Consider the following 17,063-nt stretch of genomic DNA (forward strand, 5'->3'; position numbering starts at 1 on the left):
TCTATTTAAAATCAACCCAGACCGCTCCCTGATCTGCGGAACTGACACAATTCTCAATCCAGGGGATGCCGTTGATTCCCGCCTCTATATCAGGATAAATCAGCTGCTCCAGCGCGTCAGTGTCACCGCGGTTTTTCACATCTATCGCGATCGCGAACTTCAAATAAATATTTGACCACGCCTCTGACAACCCTTCTGTGTAAAGAGCCCCCATCCGCTCTTCGGCAAGGCACAGTTCATCTAAATACGGCATGCCTCTGATGAGCTTTTGTGCCGGTTTTCCCTGCACTTCGTACATCAATTCATCCGGCCGGAGAATCGTCTTGCGGCGCCCGTACCGGTCTGACAGCCTGCCGCCGGCCATGGCGCCGAATGCGGCCCCCAATAAAAGCGAGCTTGCGACAAGACCTTCTGTATACGGGTTAAGATTCAGCTGTTCTTTACTCGACATATAAGGCAAAGCGCCATTGATAACGCCTGTGTCATATCCGAAAAGAAGCCCGCCGAAGGTCGACACAAGTGTCATCATTCTCAGAACCTTTTGATCAGCAATCGCCTGCTTCTTTTTTTCCATGTGAAACTCACCCTTGTTCATAGAATTTTCCTTTCTCCTTGCGGCCGGATTTTGCAAACGCTTTCTTGATTGCTTATGAGAATTATAATGGAAGCCGCGCTCTCTCGTCTTTATATTATGGAGACATGTTTTTGCCCTTTCGAGACATGTTAGAGGCCCGGCTGCTCTTTTTGATAGACTGTGACATTCGTCTTTTTATATAGAGAGCGAAACTGTCCGGGAGAGCTGCCCATCTGCGCCTTGAACACTCTCGTAAAATAGTGGATGGTCAAACCGACCTCTTCGGCAATCTGTTTAATGGACAAGTCCGTTGATTTAAGCAGGGAAGCCGCTTGTTTCACCCTTTCATGCCGGACAAAGTCGGAATAACTGACGCCCGTTTCCGATACAAACAGCCTGGACAGATGGCGGCCCGAGATATGAAAGTGGCTTGAGACGCCGGCCAGCAGAAACGGCTGCGATAAATTGTCTTTAATATGAAGTTTGACTTGCGTAAGCAGAGCAGAAGATGTTTCGATTGATTCCTGATGAGAAATGAGAGGCGGCAGGGGAGCTGCGGTTTGCAGCAATGTCAAAATAAGCGAGCAGGCCATACTTGTCAGAATTTCTTTTCCAAATGCCTGACCGGGGCGGGCCGCTTGCAGCATTAATGTTTTCCAAAGCAATACGGCCGGCTCATCCTCTTTGACGGGGATGACGGCTTCGGCTGTCTGTTTGACTTCTTCGATCACCCTGATCCACTCCTCACTTGAGGCAGGGCCGATTAATTCAAAGGCGACATAAAGAAGGCTTAAGCCCGTTTCGCTTTTGATTTGGTGGATAACGCCGGGACGGGTGACAAATATCGTATTTTCTTGGAGAGGATACGTTTTTTCTCCTTCTTCATATTGGCCTTTTCCGCTGACGACAAAGGTGATTTCAAAGAAGGAGTGCTTATGGATAAGATTATTATAATGCTTCGGCATAGCTCCCCAATAATGAATATGAAAAGCCGCCCCATTTTCTTTTGCATGGTGTACATATTGGTTTAACGCGATTTTACCTGAAATAAGCTGGTTCCAATTCAATGATACTCCTCCTTAGGCCAAGCATTTTTATCTCAGATTATCCTCTTTCCCGGTCCTTTTCAAGAAAATTTCAGAAAAATAAAACACCTTGCGCATGTAAGCAGCAAGGTGTTTTATTTTATAGTGTAAACGCGATATGCGCCCCGGAAACCGGATCTTTGACGAATATGCCTTCTTGTTTTTCTTCAATCGGATAGCCGGCATCTGTCAGCGCTTTTGTCACCCTTGACAGCTCTTCCGGATGCGGCAGCACGATGGTGTAATAGTCCAGTCCGCTGGCGTTCGCCGGTTTCGGCGGCGCGTTTTTTCCGGCCCAAATATTCAGGCCGATATGATGATGATAGCCTCCTGCCGAGATAAACAAGGCGGACATGCCTGCGTAATTGCCGACAATGTCAAAGCCGAGTACATCGGTGTAAAAGGCTTTTGCTTCCTGTAAATCAGTGACATGCAGATGAATATGGCCGATGACGGTTCCTTCCGGCAGCCGGCTTTCCCGCTCAGCTCCGGCCTCTTCGAGCAGTCCTTCGACATCGACGGGCGCTGTCGTCATGACATAGTTGCCCTCAGAATCGCGCCGCCACGTGCTGCGGGGACGGTCGGCGTAAATTTCAATGCCGTTTCCGTCCGGGTCAGACAGATAAAGGGCCTCACTCACGGCATGATCACCCTGACCGAGCGCAATGCCGTTTTCGATCAGCCGGGCCAGCACAATGCCGAGTTCTTTCCTGTCAGGAAGAAGAATCGCAAAATGGTAAAGGCCGGTGACTGTTCGTTCAGGCAGGACGACGGCACTCGGGTTTTCTTCAAGCACCAGCAGCACTTGTTTTCCGTCAGCCGATAATTCTGCGGTATGATCCCTTTGTGAGACGACCTGAAAGCCGATCACATGTTGGTAAAAGGCGAGCGAGCGCTCTAGGCTTTTGATCGTCAGTTTGACATAACCGATTGTTGTATCTTTATGAATGCCGGTCATTTGAATGCCTTCTTTCTTATGCTGAGAAATTTTCTCCCTTTTTTGTTTTGAAAAGGAGCTGGTCGAGTGCAAGCAGACGGCTTCCTGAAAGAGCTAAGTGAACAGACGCTACTAATAAAATGAAGTCAAATTCTGATCCGCCCATAAATGGAGCCGAAAGCTTCGCCGTAAAGATAGCGCCGATTAACGTAATGGCAAACAGCGCGCCGATAACGCGTGTCGCCAAACCGAAAAAGATCAGAACGCCGCCGGCTAATTCAATTGTTGCGATCACATAAACCAAAAAGGCGGGAAGTCCGATGCTTTGGAAAAATTGCATGGTCCCTTCTAATCCTTGAAATTTTGATAAGCCGTGAACAAAAAAGATAATACCTGTAACAACCCTTAAAAGTAATGTACCTGCTTCGAATGATTTATTCATAAAATCCTCCTTGAAAATTATTATCACTTACTTTATGTAAGCTAGTATATATACATAACTTGTTTACGTCAAGTAATTTCGTTACATTTATCTAAAAATAACTTAAAAGTACTATAGATCAGCGCAAAAAAAGGCCTCCGCACTTTGCCGGAGGCCTTTTTCCCTATTTATGATTCATGGAACTGGCTTTCGTATAACTCATTGTAAAATCCTTTTTGCTTCAGAAGTTCTGCATGGCTCCCTTTTTCAGCCATTTCTCCGTCCTTTAACACAAGAATCTGATCGGCTCTTTGGATCGTGTTCAGCCTGTGGGCGATGATGACGCTTGTTCTGCCCTCCATTAAACGGCCGAGCGCTTCTTGTATTTTCACTTCTGTCACTGTATCGATGTTGCTTGTCGCTTCATCCAATATCAAGAGAACCGGGTCTGCCAAAACAGCTCTCGCAATGGAAATGAGCTGCTTCTGTCCTTGGCTGATGCCGGCCCCGTTTTGGGTAAGAACCGTATCATAACCTTTCGGCAGCCGTTCAATGAAGCTGTGGGCATTGGCTGCTTTTGCGGCTTCCTCTACCTCTTGGTCAGAAGCGTCCAGGCGTCCGTAGCGGATATTCTCCCTGATGGTGCCCTGGAACAGAAACGAATCTTGAAGAACAAACCCCATGTTTTTTCGCAGGCTTGATCTTGTCAACTTTTTAATATCTGTTCCGTCAATAAGCACTTTTCCTTCGTTCGGCTCATAAAAGCGGGCGATCAGGCTCGTGACTGTTGTTTTCCCCGCTCCGGTCGGGCCGACAAACGCGATGGACTGTCCTTTTGGAACTTTGAAGGAAAGGTGCTTTAAGATCGGGCTGCCCTCCTCATAACCGAAGGAGACATCGCGAAATTCAATTTCTCCCGTTGTCATCGGCTGATACAGCGCATACTCCTCATCTTGGCGCTCTTCTTTTTCATCCAGCACGTCAAAAACGCGTTCAGCCCCCGCAATGGCAGATAACATCGTATTGAACTGATTGGCAAGATCATTTAAAGGGCGTGTGAACTGCCGCGAGTATTCGGCAAATACTACGATTGAACCGATTGAGATCCACCCTTTCAGCGCAAACAGCCCGCCAATCGCGGCAATAATCGTAAAGCTTAAGTTATTTAACGAGTTCATCACTTTTGGAATAAATCCTGAAATTGTCTGCGCCCAAAATCCTGATGATTTTAAAGCGGCGTTTTTTTCTAAAAATTCCTCGGTGATGCGGTCTTCCCGCGAGTATGCCTTGATGACCTTGGCCCCTGAGATCGACTCCTCGATAAAACCGTTCAGCTCGCCGAGGTTTTTCTGCTGCTGCTTAAACAGCATGCCCGTCCGGTTGGTGATCCATTTGATGCTGATGAACATGATCGGAATAACCAGAAGTGTAATGAGCGTCAAAAGCGGGCTCATGTACAGCATGACAGCAATTGTTCCGACGAATGTAATCACGCTCGATAACACCTGGATAACGGACGTATTTAATGTTGAGCTGACATTTTCAATATCATTTGTGACCCGGCTCATTAAGTCGCCAAGGCGCTGCTTGTCAAAAAACGGAATGGGCAGCTCATGCAGATGGGTAAACAGCTCGCTCCGCATTTTAAATACCGTGCTTTGAGAAATATTGATCATCCAATAGTTCTGAAACCATAAAGACAGTGACTGGACGATATAAATCCCAAGAAGGATAAAAAGAACGGGCAATAATCCGTTTGTTGTGCGACCGACGATAAAATGGTCAATCGCCCTCCCGATCACAAACGGTCCGAGAAGACCGAAGATGGCGCTGATGACCACCATCACCATAACGAGTGTCAAAAGCCCTTTTTTCTCGGCTAAATAGGACCAGATTCTTCGCAGCGTCCCTTTTGTATCCTTTACTTTTGCCCGTTTTTTGGCGCCTTCCTTCGAGGTGAGCGGTATTTTCGGATATCGGAAAGGTTTACGAATGTCTTTTTGCACCGTCCGCTCCCTCCTTTCCAAACTGTGATTCGTAAATTTGCCGGTACAGCTGAGACTGTGCCATCAGCTCTTGATGCGTGCCTTTGGCAAGCAGCTCCCCGTCTTCAAGCAATAATATGGCGTCCGCCTTCATTGCTGTCGTTATTTTTTGCGTGATAATGAGTGTCGTACATTCATAGGTTCTGATCGCTCCCAAAAGCATGGCTTCCGTTTGCAGATCAAGCGCACTTGTGCTGTCGTCCAAAAGCAGGATGGACGGCTTGCGGATAAAAGCCCGCGCAATGGAAATCCGCTGCTTTTGCCCGCCTGACAAATTGACGCCCCGCTGACCCAGCACCGTGTCGTATCCATTTGAAAGCTTCATAATCGTTTCATGAATTTGCGCGTCCTTGGCGGCTTGAATTACTTCATCTAGTGAAGCATCCTCTCGTCCCCAGGCAATATTTTCCCGAATCGTCCCGGAAAACAGAAGCACTTCCTGCGGGACGTAGCCGATCTCGCTGCGCAGCCCGTGAGCGGAAAATCCGCCGATCGGTTTACCGTCAATGAAAATAGCGCCGGAGTCTGCTTTGTACAGCCGCGGAATCAGCTGAAAGAGCGTTGATTTTCCTGAACCTGTCGCCCCCATGATGGCAATGGTTTCCTTCGGTTTTGCGGAGAAGGACACGTCATGAAGCGCATCTTTTTCCATTTCAGGGTAACGGAAGGACACTTGCTGAAATTCAATGCCGCCTTTCAGCGGTTCAGCCAGGATGCTCCCTTTCCCCTCATCGCCCTCTGTTTCCAGCACCTCGCCGATTCTTTCGCCCGAAGCCTTTGCCCGGGAAAAAACCATAATAAGAAACGGAAATACTGATAATGCGCCGGTAATCCGCGTCGCGTAGTTAATCACGGAGACGACATCGCCGACCTGCGCCCCGCCCTGATCGATGCTGCGGGCGCCGAACCATAGAATAAACAAAATACACATGTTCATTAACAGCATTAAAATCGGCATCGCCGCTTCAACGAGACGAAAAGCGGAAACCGTTTTTTGCATCAGCATCGTATTGGATTTCAAAAAACGTTTCACTTCATGGCTTGCCCGAAGGAGCGCTTTGATCAGCTTAATCGCGGTCAAATTCTCCTGCATAATCGTATTCACTTGATCGAGCCGTTTTTGCACGGAACGAAACAGCGCGCCGCCTTTTTTCAGCACCCAAAGCAAAAACAAAATCAAGATCGGAACCGTGATCAAGAGGAAAAACCCGAGCTTCACATTAACGGTCAGTGAAAGGATAATACCTCCGACAATCATTAAAGGCGCCCGGAGCATAAACCGAAGGCTCATAAAGATCATATTTTGGACCTGTGTCACATCATTTGTCAGCCTTGTGATAAAGGATGTGGATGAAAATTGCGCAAACGTCGAATAAGAGAAGGATTGAATTTTTTGAAAAATCCCTTTTCTCGTATCATACGCATAGCTCTGGCTGATGTGGGCGGAATAAAAGGAGTTTAAAATCCCTGACACAAATGAAATAACGGTCAGCCCGATCATCACGCCGCCCCACAGCCAGACAGTGCCCAAATCTTGTTTTAAAATTCCTTCGTCGATGATTTTCCCGATGAGCAGGGGCTGCATCAGCTCTACCGCAAGCTCGATGAGCATGAGCAAAAGAGCAATTCCGGCTAAAAGAGAATACGGTTTTACATATGATAAAGCCTTTGACATGTGTGAGCCTCCAAATCCTTTGTTCAATACTATTATTTTATGCCTTTAGGGCGAATGAATAAAGGATTTTGGTCTTTCATTTTGTGATATCCGCCATACGGAAAAAATGCCAAACGAAAAACCTTCCCCGGACAGGAAGGTTTTTTCTGTTATCCGTTCAATTGATCCTCAATGCGCGCCCTCATTTGCGGCACGCCTAACCCGATAATGACCTGAAGCGCCCTGCCTTTTCTGACGACGCCGTGGGCGCCCAGCTCCCTGAAGGCGCTGTCGTCTTTGACCTTTGAATCGTCCGCTACGCTGACACGGAGGCGGGTGGCGCAATTGGTGACCTCCGTAATATTGTCTTTTCCGCCCAGCGCTTCAATATACAAAGCCGCCGTATCCCGTTCTGTTTCATCCGCCGCGGCTGTTTCTTTTGCGGCCTGCTTTCGTTCTTTGTACTCTTTTTTAGAATACAGCTTTGTTTCCTGCCCTTCTTCTTTTTCCCTTCCCGGCGTAGCGATATTAAATTTGAGAATGAGGAATCGGAAAACGAAAAAGTAGATGGCGGTAAAGGATAATCCGATTAAAATCTGATACACATACGTCAAGCCGTGGCTGCTTGCAAGCGGTATCCAGTTTAGCGTCACCGCTTCGATCAAGCCCCCGCCCATATTTCCGACGACACCGGCCATATACATGGCGGTTGCCATGGAAGCGGCAAGCAATGCATGCACTGCGAATAAAAAAGGCGAAATAAACAGGAATGTAAATTCAATCGGCTCCGTAATGCCGGCAATAATCGATGTCAGCGTGACCGGTATTAACAGGCCGGCGACAATTTTTTTCTTCTCCTTTGAAGCCGTGGCATAAAAGGCGAGCGCGATGCCCGGGATGCCAAAAATCTTTGAGTTGCCGTGAAGCGCGAAACCGCCTTGCGGGAATAACTCTTTCAGCGGTTTGGCAGATTGAGAGTATTCGCCGAGATGCTGCGCCCAATAGGTGACAATGCCGCCTTCAGCCACAGCCGGCCCGTAAACAAACGGGGCGTAAATAAAATGATGCAGCCCGGTCGGAATTAAGATCCTCTCTAAGAACGTGTAGAACCATACGCCAAGCGCCCCTGACGCAACGAGAAAGCTTTGCAGCGAGGCGATGCCGGACTGAACCATCGGCCATACGTAAGCAACCGCGAGTGAAATCGGTATCATAATGAAAAAAGAGATGATGACAATGTACGAGGACCCTTGGAAAATACCGAGGAAATCCGGCAGTTTCTTATCAAAAAAGCGATTGTGTAAGTAGACGACAATGGAAGAAATAAAAATCGCTCCGATAATGTTCGTATCAAGCGTTTTAATACCGGCAATCATCGTCAGGCCGCTCGTTCCGCCGACCTCCTGATTCATATCGACATGAAAAGCCCCGCCCCATACCGTCAGAATCGCGTTGATAAAGTAGTTGAATGTCAAATAAACTGTAAGCGCTTCCAAGCAAGCCCGCGCCTGTGCTTTTTTCGCTAAAGCCACAGGTATGCCGATCGCAAACAGAAGCGGCATTTGATTAAAGACGGTCCAGCCGCCTTGTTCAATGACGTACCAGCATTGATACCAAAGCCCGTCAGGATCAGCCAGCGGCCCCATCAGTGTTTTATTTTTAAAGAGCGTACTCAGACCGACAATAATGCCGGAGAATGCAAATAACAAAACAGGCACAAACATCGCGCTGCCGAAGCGCTGAACTTTTTGCATCATATCGCAACCTCCCGTTATTCATCAAAATTTTCAAGCTCTTTGTAATCAACATATGCGCGGAACAGCGCTTCACCCACAAGAAAAAAAGGAACAAACGCTACAATTTCCGTTTTATCGCTTAACATCACCGGCTTGCTTGTCGCATAAAGATTATGCGGTGTCGTTTGGGCCAGTACGTTGTTTTTCAGGTTGGTGATTGAAATAAACGGAACCCCCTTTGCGGACAGGGCCCTTGCCTGCGGTATCAGTTCAGGCGTTTCGCCGGATAAGGAAATAATAATGAATAAGTCATCCACATTAAAATCATCACGCATGAGTTCAAATTCTGTTTTATCCTGTATTAAAATCAGATACTTCCGCCGGGATACAAACATCCTTTGCAGCTCCCGGGCACACACCCTCTGCGCCGTGCCCGATCCGTAAACGAAAATCCGCTTTGCTTCGTCTATCAGCCGGCACATTTCTGTCATATCTTTTGACTTCACATATTTCAGATTGGCTTCAATATCGTCCAGCAGCTTTTCAAAGCTCATACTCTCACCCTCTTCAGGCTGATCCTCCCACTTCAGAAATACACGAAATTCACTGTAGCCGCTGAAGCCGAGTTTTTGGGCAAGCCGCAATATAGAAGAGCGCGAAACATTGCAGGCTTTCGCCATATCATTGATGCCAAGGCGGTAGCACGTATGCTTATGATTCAATATATATTTTAAAATATAAAAATCGTTATCATTTAGTTTACCGTAATGCTGATTGATCAGTTCTTCCAGCCGCATCCCAAAATCCCCCCGTTTTCTTTCTATTATATAGAATAACAGATGAAGAAAACGGGGGAAGATTGTCATTAGGAAATATGAGACGGGCTCACATCAAGCTCAGGCCAGTATTCCTTATTGGCCTCCAATAAATCTTCAAGAATCAGCCTTGCCACACGGGCATTCGGCACTGTTTTTGACAGGATCAGCGCCTGCCACAGCTTTTGAAATGACCGTTCTTCCCAAGCTTCAACCGTCAGTTTTTCAACAGAAACCTGCTGCTCCATCAGCCCTTTTTGGAACTGCGGAATGTTTCCGACCGTCAGCGGCTCCGGCCCGTTTGAGCCTACGAGACAAGGCACTTCAACCATGGCGGACGGGTCAAAGTTTGCAATCGCGCCGTTATTTTCAACGATTAACAGCATTCTCTCCCCGGTGTTGTATGCGATCGCCCGGGCGAGATCGACAATATAGGAAGCGTGATCGTCAATTTTAATTTCACTGTTTTCTGACGACTGCTCACGTGTAATCATGGCACATTGGCTGAAGATAAAGGCTTCGCGCCCTTCCATGACTTCGTTTGCCCGCGTATGGTCCGGGTTTGATTTTTTCACCATATCGTCCGGGAACAAATAATATTGCAAGTACGTGTTTGGAAGCGTATCCGGGTCGGCTGCCTGCACATCACGCGCTTTTCCGAATGTGTCATTCCAGCTCGCTTCCGTCAGTTCAGTTTCCGTCTTCGGAATGTAGCCGTATTCGCGGACGTGCTCTTTCAGCTTCGGCATTAAGTCATTGCCTTGTTGATCAGTGATTGATGTCCACCAGCCGAAGTGGTTCAAGCCGTAATAACGGACGTTCATTTCTTTTCTTGAGGACAATCCGAGGATTTGCGCCATCCGGTCTTCAATTCCGACAGGCATGTCGCAGATGTTCAATATTTTTGAATCCGGTCTGAGGCGCCGTGTGGCCTCGGCCACAATTGCCGCAGGGTTGGAGTAATTCAGCATCCATGCATCAGGAGAGTAGGTTTCCATATAATCGAGAATCTCCAAAACGCCGCCGATTGAACGCATGCCGTATGCAATTCCTCCCGGTCCGCATGTCTCTTGCCCGACCACTCCGTACTTCAGCGGAATCTGTTCATCAAGCGCGCGCATTGCATATTTTCCGACTCGGATGTGCGCCATGACAAAGTCCACATCTGTAAAGGCCGTTTCAGGATCAGTTGTCGCCAAAAATTCAATGTCCGGCGCTTTTTCTTTAATAAAGACCTCGCAGGCACCCGCAATCCGTTCCTGTCTTTCTTTATCATTGTCATAAAGTTTCAGCTTTCTGATCGGAAACTCCTTCAGATGATTCAAAAGCATTAATACAATTCCCGGTGTAAATGTACTGCCGCCGCCTGCAATGACGATTGAGAAAGATTTATTTGTCATATGAAGACCTCCCTTGATAACGTTTACATTTTATTTATATCATGGGACGAACCTCCCTGTACCGTAATTTGGAGAGTTAGGTCATTTGATCAATTTTAGTTATTTTTCTCAAAGAGCGGGAAATTTCTCAGGGAGCTCAAGTCAAAAAGGCTGCAATGCTCTGCAGCCTTTTTTTCAACTGGATGAGCTGAAATCAAGCAAGATTTTTCCCTTCGCCAGCTCATTGCAGCGTAATGCCTCTTTATATCGTTCAAAGCGGAATACGGCGGCCGGAGCATTCATAGTTAAATCCCCCTTGGCAAACAGATCAATCACCTCTGAAAAGCGGCGGCGGTATGCTTCGGCGGTGTGATGTTCATTCCAAAGCCGTAAAGCAAACAGCTTGGGAGACAAGTGATACGTTTCGTGCAGTTTTTTCCAATCTGCCGGAATTCCTGAAAGCAGTCCATAGCTGACTAGCATGCCGTTTGGTTTTAACCCGCCTGCCAATATTTCGCTGTCTGCACCGCCTACAGCATCAATCGCATAATCAGCCCCCTTGCCGCTGCATGCATCAGCGATCATTTCTGTCACATGCCCTTTGGAGGCATCAATAACCTTCCATGCCCCAAACGCCTGAAGCTGTTTTGCGCTGCCTTCATTTCGGGCGATGGCGATTAGCCGAAATCCGAGCACCCTCGAAAGCTGGGCAAAGATCAAGGCGATTGAAGTGCCTCCGCCGTTCATCAGCAGCAGATCATTCGGTTGTATGTCCAGTGTTTCTTTACAAATCAGCCATGCCGTCAGCGGATTGATATACAGCCGGCATGCATCATGATCGCTGATCACAGGCGGCACCTCGATGGCATACTTAGCTTTTACGGTTACATATTGCTGCCAAGTGCCTTCACCTCTCACCGGCACAACCCGCTTGCCGATCATGTCTTGTGATACATCTGCGCCTGTATCGATAACAATGCCGACTCCTTCATAACCGGCCGTCGCAGGGAGTTTGATACGGTGTGAATATGCCCCGCTGATCGGAATCAAATCAGAAGGATTAATCGGGCTTACAAGCATTTTAACGAGCACTTCATCAGCTTGAAGCGGCGCCTTGTCTTTTTGGCAAAGCTGTAATTGTTCTAATGGGTCTCCAAAGGCTTTATATAGTAAAGCAGCATTCTCCAACATTATCCCTTCCTTTGTGGCGTTTTTTTAAGAATGCTCTTTTTTTAAAAGTAAGTCAATGTTTACAAAGTGCTCTCGAAATTCTTATGATAAAAGGAAATGAAAAAAGCGGGAGTGCTGTCATGCTGTTTACTATTGTTTTGTTTATCGCTGCCGGGCTTGCCGAGATCGGCGGCGGGTATTTGATTTGGCTGTGGCTGAGGGAAATGAAGCCCGTCGGATACGGGATTGCGGGAGCGCTCATTCTGATTGCCTACGGCGTGATCCCGACATTTCAATCATTTCCTTCGTTCGGCCGTGTGTATGCCGCATACGGAGGAGTATTTATTGTGCTTGCCGTTCTGTGGGGATGGCTCGTCGACAGGAAAACGCCTGATCTGTACGACTGTGCCGGAGCGCTGATTTGTCTTCTCGGCGTCGGCATCATGCTGTTTGCGCCGAGAGGATAAAAGGCCCGCTGTGATCAGCAGGCCTTTTTTAAAAATGTTCTTGTAAATCCGAAAGAAGCACTTCTTGCTCAAACTGAGGATTGCCGATAGGGAAAATGCGTGCTGTTTCCTTGTCTTCGTTGACATGCTGAATATAAATAGGAACTCCTTCATATGTCACATACGCCATTGCAGCGGATTCGGCAATGTCTTTTGCGCGTTGTGTATTCATGTCTCAAACCTCCTTTACGCCACACACATAAAGTGTCCGGCAGGCAAAGGAAGTATGCTGTTTTTCTTAACATTGCCCGGCAGACAGCTTGAATCTTTTCAGCCGTTTGTAAAATGTGCTGCGCGGGATGCCCGCCATCTTTGCGGCCAGCGTGACATTTCCCTTGGCGGATTCGAGGGCGTTTATGATGATGTTTTTCTGTATATGCTCCCGAATGGCTGACGTCGGGGCTTTGCCCGAATCAGAGGACTGCTGTGCAGGCGCAAGCCCCGATGCTTCGAGCAGTGATGAGAGGGGGCGGCTTGATAACCGGCCGTCCGGGAACATGACGGAAAGACGTTCAAATACATTAAACAATTCCCGGATATTGCCCGGCCATTCCCGGCTCTTTAATATGTCTAAAAATTCCTGCGGAAGCTCGCCCGCCCAGTTGCTGTTTTTCTTGAATTGGTAAAAGAGACCGGGAATGTCATCTGTGCGTTCCCTTAACGGCGGGAGGTGAATCGGGCAGACGTGCAGCCGATAGAATAAATCTTCTCTCAGTTTTTTGTTCTTCACAAGCTGTGTCAGGTCAGCGTGGGTGGCGGTGATGATTCTGATGTCAACGGGAATCTCTTTTGTCCCGCCGACCGGGGTGACTTTCCGTTCCTGCAGCACCCTTAATAGGGCAACCTGCATGGCATGCGTGATTTCTCCGATTTCATCGAGAAAAAGCGTGCCTTTATCGGCTTTCAGCAATGCCCCTTTATGGCCTTTCCGTTTCGCTCCCGTGAACGCGCCTTCCGTGTAGCCGAACAGTTCGCTTTCAATCAATTTTTCAGGTATGGCTCCGCAATTAACGGCAACAAACGGGCCGTTTTTTCGGGAACTGTTGTCATGGATCGCCCTGGCGGCTACCTCCTTCCCCGTCCCGGTTTCTCCGGTCAGACAAACCGTCGCGTCTGTTTGAGCCACAAGCTCCAGCTGCCTCAGCATGCTGCGGGATGAACGGCTTTTCCCCGCCGCTCCTTTGAAAACAAAAGCGGGCTTTTTTTCATTCTTGGATAGGTAAAAGCATGTGCAGCCGTTCTCTTCTTGCACCGCTTGTTTGATGTGAAAGCCCTGTTCCTCAAGCTCAGACAGCTGCTCTCCGATGAAGTTTTGAACCGGCCGGCTTGCCCCGATGATTCGGCTGTGTTCATTACAAAGGACAATCGGATCGTGTGACTGGGCGAGTCCGGCAAATTGATTGATCATCTCAAGCTCCTTCATCTTGGTCTTGAGGGCGAGTTCCCGTTCCGCCGAATAAGCGATGGAGGCGGCAATTCCCAGCATAAAAGGCTGGGCGCAGGCGGCGGGGCAGGAAATGTCAATGACGCCGGCAAGCCTCCCGTCTTCATAACGAATCGGCGCGGCGGAACAGCTCCATTGGTGGGAAGCGAGCGAATAATGTTCAGAGCCGTGAATAACGACCGGCTCCTTTGTATAAAGGGCCGTGCCGATTGCGTTCGTGCCGACTGCGGTTTCGGTCCAGCGGGCGCCTTTTAAGAAATTAATGCGTTTCGCTTCATTGATTGTGCGGAGATGGCCGTCGACTGAATGGACAACGCCGTCGGCATCAATCAACAGAACCATCATTTCCATTTCCTGCATCGCCTGTTTTATCTTTTCTGCATAAGGCATGGAGGCCGCTAAGAATAACGCGTGCTTTTCGGCCTGCCTTTCAAGATTTTCTGCCGGCAGCACGTTCGGGCCCTTTTCAAGATAAGGATTAACGTCCGCTTGTTTGCAGCGGTGCCACGAGGCGGCGACCCGTTTTTGAATGCGGGCCTCGTCAAGCACGCCCTCTCTCACAAATCGCTTCCAGGTTTGCAAATCATTCCGGATGACATTCATTTTATTCGCTCCCCCCTGTTCAATCATATCTTTTCATTTATTGTAGGGGAAAAATAAAGCGCTTTCAATAAAAATAAACCTTCTGAATCTCAGAAGGTTTATTCGCTAAACTGAATGAACCGCAAGACCGGTTACGTTTAAGAGCGCTTCTTGAAGGGTTTCCGAAAGGGTCGGATGTGCGGCGATAAAATGTTCTGACATATCAGCCGTCATTTCGCCGTTCATCAGCATGGCTGCCTGCCCGATCAATTCAGTGACGTCAGGCCCGATCATTGACACGCCGACAATTTCTCCGAATTCCGGTTCGGCAATGATTTTCATTTTGCCGCCATGCTGATTTTTAATTAAGGCCTTTCCGTTAGCGGAAAACGAACATTCTCCAATATGCACGTCTCCGTATCGCTCTCTGGCCTGTTTTTCTGTCAGCCCGATGGCGGCCATTTCCGGCGAAGTGTAAATACAGCGGGGCACCGCCCGCATATTCACTGCGGTATCTCGGCCGGAAGCATGTGAAGCGGCAGCCATTCCTTCATGTATAGCGGCGTGGGCGAGCTGAAATCCGCCTGCCGCATCGCCGCAAGCGTAAATATGCGGAAGATTTGTCTGCATGTGCTCATTTACTTCAATTCCGCCCAGGGAAAAACGGATGCCGGCCTGCTCCAGATGCAGCCCTTGCAGGCGCGGTTTTCTGCCGACCGCAATCAGAATGTGATCGGCACGGGCCTCGATTTCCTTCCCGTCTTTCGTCCATACCGCGGTTTTACTTGCCTGATCAACCCGCTGCAATGCGGCTCCCGTCTGGATATCAACTCCGCTTTCTCTTAATGTTTCTTCAAAAGCTGCGGCGATCTCCCCGTCTTCTGCCGGAAGCAGCTGATCAGCCATTTCAATGACGGTCACTTTGGTTTTGAGTCTGCTGAATAAAGAAGCAAACTCACAGCCGATCACGCCCCCGCCGACGATGAGAAGCGAGGAAGGGATTTGTTTAAGAGAGAGGGCGCCTTGGCTGTCAATCACCCAGCCGCCATCAAAAGGGGCACACGGCAATGACATCGGTTCAGACCCTGAAGCGATCAGGATTTTGTCGGCTTCCAAGATCTCTTTTGCCCCTCCGCCGTCTTCTATCAGTAATGTTTTGTCTGAGAGAAAGGAAGCCGTTCCGCTGATGACTTTGATTTGATTTGCCTTCATTAAATATTGAATACCCTGAACGAGCTGATTGACGATTTGCCGCTTGCGTGCCTGCATACGGGCCCAATTGACGGTGATGTTCTGCGGCAGTTCAATGCCGAATGTATTCGCGTGTTTGATTTTATCAAGGATATTTGCGCTTTCCAGCAGCGACTTGGTCGGGATACAGCCCTCATTGAGACACGTGCCCCCAAGCGGGCCTTTGTCTATGAGAACGACTTGCATGCCTTTCCTTGCAGCTGTCACGGCAGCTGCATACCCGGCCGGGCCGCCGCCGATAATGGCTAGTGTCAATGTCTTCACCTCTCTCTATAAAATCAATCCAGCCGGTTTTTCAAGAAGCTCTTTCACCGTTTTCAAAAAAGCCGCCGCCGGGGCGCCGTCACACGCTCTATGATCGAAAGTGAGGCTCAGCGGCAGAATGGTGCTTTTCACAAGCTCTTCCCCGCGGTACACCGGCGCTTCATAACTCGCACCCACTCCGAGAATGCCCGTTTCCGGCGGGTTTAAAATCGGGGTAAAGTGTTCGATGCCGTAAGCGCCGAGATTCGTGATAGAGAAAGTAGAGCCTTGCAGATCATCGCCAGAAGCATTGCCTTCCCGCGCCCGGCGTGCGTTTTTCGAGATATGGTCTGCAAGGTCAAGGAAAGAAAGCTTTTCCGCATCGCGGATGACCGGCACGACGAGTCCGTTTTCAAGAGACACTGCCATTCCGAGATGAACATGGGGATAGGTGATGATCCGCTCCTCTTGATAGGAACTGTTCAGCTCAGGGTGCTGCCGTAACGCAAGCACTGCGGCCCGGGATACGAAATGCGTGACAGTCAGCTTGACGCCGGTGCGCTTTTTCGCTGTTTCGGCAAGCTGATGCTTCAATTTGATCAGCTCTGTCATATCTGCTTTCATCGTCATTGTCAGCTGAGCGCTGTTTTGCAGGCTTTTGTGCATCCGCTCTGCGATCACCTTTCTCATCGCGGTGACCGGTTTTCCCTCAGGCAGTGCTGTGTGCGGTTTTGATTCCGTTTTTATTGCCTTTATCACGTCTTCTTTGACGATCCTGCCTCCGGGCCCCGTCCCTTTCAGCGTGTCGAGCTGTAATCCGGCCTTCTCCGCCATTTTTCGGGCAACGGGTGATGCTTTGACTCGGTTTGTGTGTGTTTGTTTAACGGCGAAACCGTGACTTTTTTCAGGTGCCGTTTTCGGTTCTTCATGGCTTTTGGATTGGACTTCTTCCTTCTCCTGCACCTCTTCCCCGTTTTCCCCGATATAACAGATGGCGGTTCCCGGCGGAACTCCTTCCCCCTCTTTTACTTTGATATGAAGAAGCGTGCCGCTTTCCGGCGCCTCAATCTCCATCTCGATTTTTTCAGAATTGATGCTGGCGATGCTTTCTCCTTTCTCGACCGGATCGCCGACTTTTTTATTCCAGACTGATACTTCCCCTTGCTTCATCGCCATTCCCAATTTCGGCATCACTACTTTTACAGCCATACTATATCCCTC

14 protein-coding genes and 1 pseudogene are annotated in these 17,063 nt (G+C 48.7%); 1 reads left to right on the plus strand and 14 read right to left on the minus strand.

Annotated features, from left to right (window positions below):
- Positions 1-313 precede the first annotated feature (313 nt).
- The 10 genes and pseudogenes from AXI59_RS20120 to AXI59_RS02480 all read right to left on the minus strand — a co-directional run.
- Positions 314-595: pseudogene (locus AXI59_RS20120) on the minus strand (MFS transporter); the annotation flags it as partial.
- A gap of 128 nt (positions 596-723) precedes the next feature.
- Complete coding sequence (locus AXI59_RS02440; RefSeq protein WP_061527279.1) at positions 724-1,641, minus strand: helix-turn-helix domain-containing protein; 918 nt, start codon at positions 1,639-1,641, stop codon at positions 724-726.
- Positions 1,642-1,759: 118 nt separating this feature from the next.
- A complete protein-coding gene (gene catE / locus AXI59_RS02445) occupies positions 1,760-2,617 on the minus strand; it encodes a catechol 2,3-dioxygenase (protein ID WP_061527280.1) in 858 nt (285 codons plus the stop codon).
- Between the two features lie 16 nt (positions 2,618-2,633).
- Positions 2,634-3,038 (minus strand): DoxX family protein, encoded by a 405-nt coding sequence (locus tag AXI59_RS02450; protein ID WP_061520344.1) that lies wholly within the window; start codon positions 3,036-3,038, stop codon positions 2,634-2,636.
- A 167-nt stretch (positions 3,039-3,205) separates the two neighbouring features.
- Positions 3,206-5,023: an ABC transporter ATP-binding protein gene (locus tag AXI59_RS02455; RefSeq protein ID WP_061527281.1), complete on the minus strand. Its 1,818-nt coding sequence runs from the start codon at positions 5,021-5,023 to the stop codon at positions 3,206-3,208.
- Positions 5,004-6,737, minus strand: a complete 1,734-nt coding sequence (locus tag AXI59_RS02460; protein ID WP_061527282.1) for an ABC transporter ATP-binding protein — start codon at positions 6,735-6,737, stop codon at positions 5,004-5,006. Before AXI59_RS02460 ends, AXI59_RS02455 begins: the two co-directional genes overlap by 20 nt.
- Before the next feature lie 149 nt (positions 6,738-6,886).
- Positions 6,887-8,473: an alpha-glucoside-specific PTS transporter subunit IIBC gene (locus AXI59_RS02465; protein WP_061527283.1), complete on the minus strand. Its 1,587-nt coding sequence runs from the start codon at positions 8,471-8,473 to the stop codon at positions 6,887-6,889.
- A gap of 14 nt (positions 8,474-8,487) precedes the next feature.
- Entirely contained in the window at positions 8,488-9,249 is a 762-nt protein-coding gene (locus tag AXI59_RS02470) for a MurR/RpiR family transcriptional regulator (protein WP_061520340.1), read from the minus strand.
- A 68-nt stretch (positions 9,250-9,317) separates the two neighbouring features.
- Complete coding sequence (gene glvA, locus AXI59_RS02475; protein WP_061527284.1) at positions 9,318-10,667, minus strand: maltose-6'-phosphate glucosidase; 1,350 nt, start codon at positions 10,665-10,667, stop codon at positions 9,318-9,320.
- A 174-nt stretch (positions 10,668-10,841) separates the two neighbouring features.
- The gene (locus AXI59_RS02480; protein ID WP_240491477.1) at positions 10,842-11,837 is read right to left on the minus strand and encodes a zinc-dependent alcohol dehydrogenase family protein; all 996 of its coding nucleotides are present in this window, start codon (positions 11,835-11,837) and stop codon (positions 10,842-10,844) included.
- A gap of 119 nt (positions 11,838-11,956) precedes the next feature.
- On the opposite strand from AXI59_RS02480, the gene AXI59_RS02485 reads away from it, so the two are divergent.
- On the plus strand, positions 11,957-12,283 hold the full coding sequence (locus AXI59_RS02485) for a YnfA family protein (RefSeq protein ID WP_061520383.1): 327 nt from the start codon (positions 11,957-11,959) through the stop codon (positions 12,281-12,283).
- Positions 12,284-12,311: 28 nt separating this feature from the next.
- On the opposite strand, the gene AXI59_RS02490 is transcribed toward AXI59_RS02485, so the two are convergent.
- The 4 genes from AXI59_RS02490 to AXI59_RS02505 all read right to left on the minus strand — a co-directional run bounded on the left by AXI59_RS02490 (position 12,312) and on the right by AXI59_RS02505 (position 17,051).
- Positions 12,312-12,494: an H-type small acid-soluble spore protein gene (locus tag AXI59_RS02490; protein WP_061520338.1), complete on the minus strand. Its 183-nt coding sequence runs from the start codon at positions 12,492-12,494 to the stop codon at positions 12,312-12,314.
- A gap of 66 nt (positions 12,495-12,560) precedes the next feature.
- Positions 12,561-14,369, minus strand: coding sequence for a sigma-54-dependent Fis family transcriptional regulator (locus tag AXI59_RS02495; RefSeq protein ID WP_061527285.1), 1,809 nt, complete (start codon positions 14,367-14,369; stop codon positions 12,561-12,563).
- 105 nt (positions 14,370-14,474) lie between these two features.
- Positions 14,475-15,854, minus strand: coding sequence for a dihydrolipoyl dehydrogenase (gene lpdA, locus AXI59_RS02500; RefSeq protein WP_061527286.1), 1,380 nt, complete (start codon positions 15,852-15,854; stop codon positions 14,475-14,477).
- Between the two features lie 15 nt (positions 15,855-15,869).
- On the minus strand, positions 15,870-17,051 hold the full coding sequence (locus AXI59_RS02505) for a dihydrolipoamide acetyltransferase family protein (protein WP_061527287.1): 1,182 nt from the start codon (positions 17,049-17,051) through the stop codon (positions 15,870-15,872).
- Between the last annotated feature and the right edge of the window lie 12 nt (positions 17,052-17,063).

It is taken from the genome of Bacillus nakamurai (assembly GCF_001584325.1).
Classification (GTDB): Bacteria; Bacillota; Bacilli; order Bacillales; family Bacillaceae; genus Bacillus; species Bacillus nakamurai.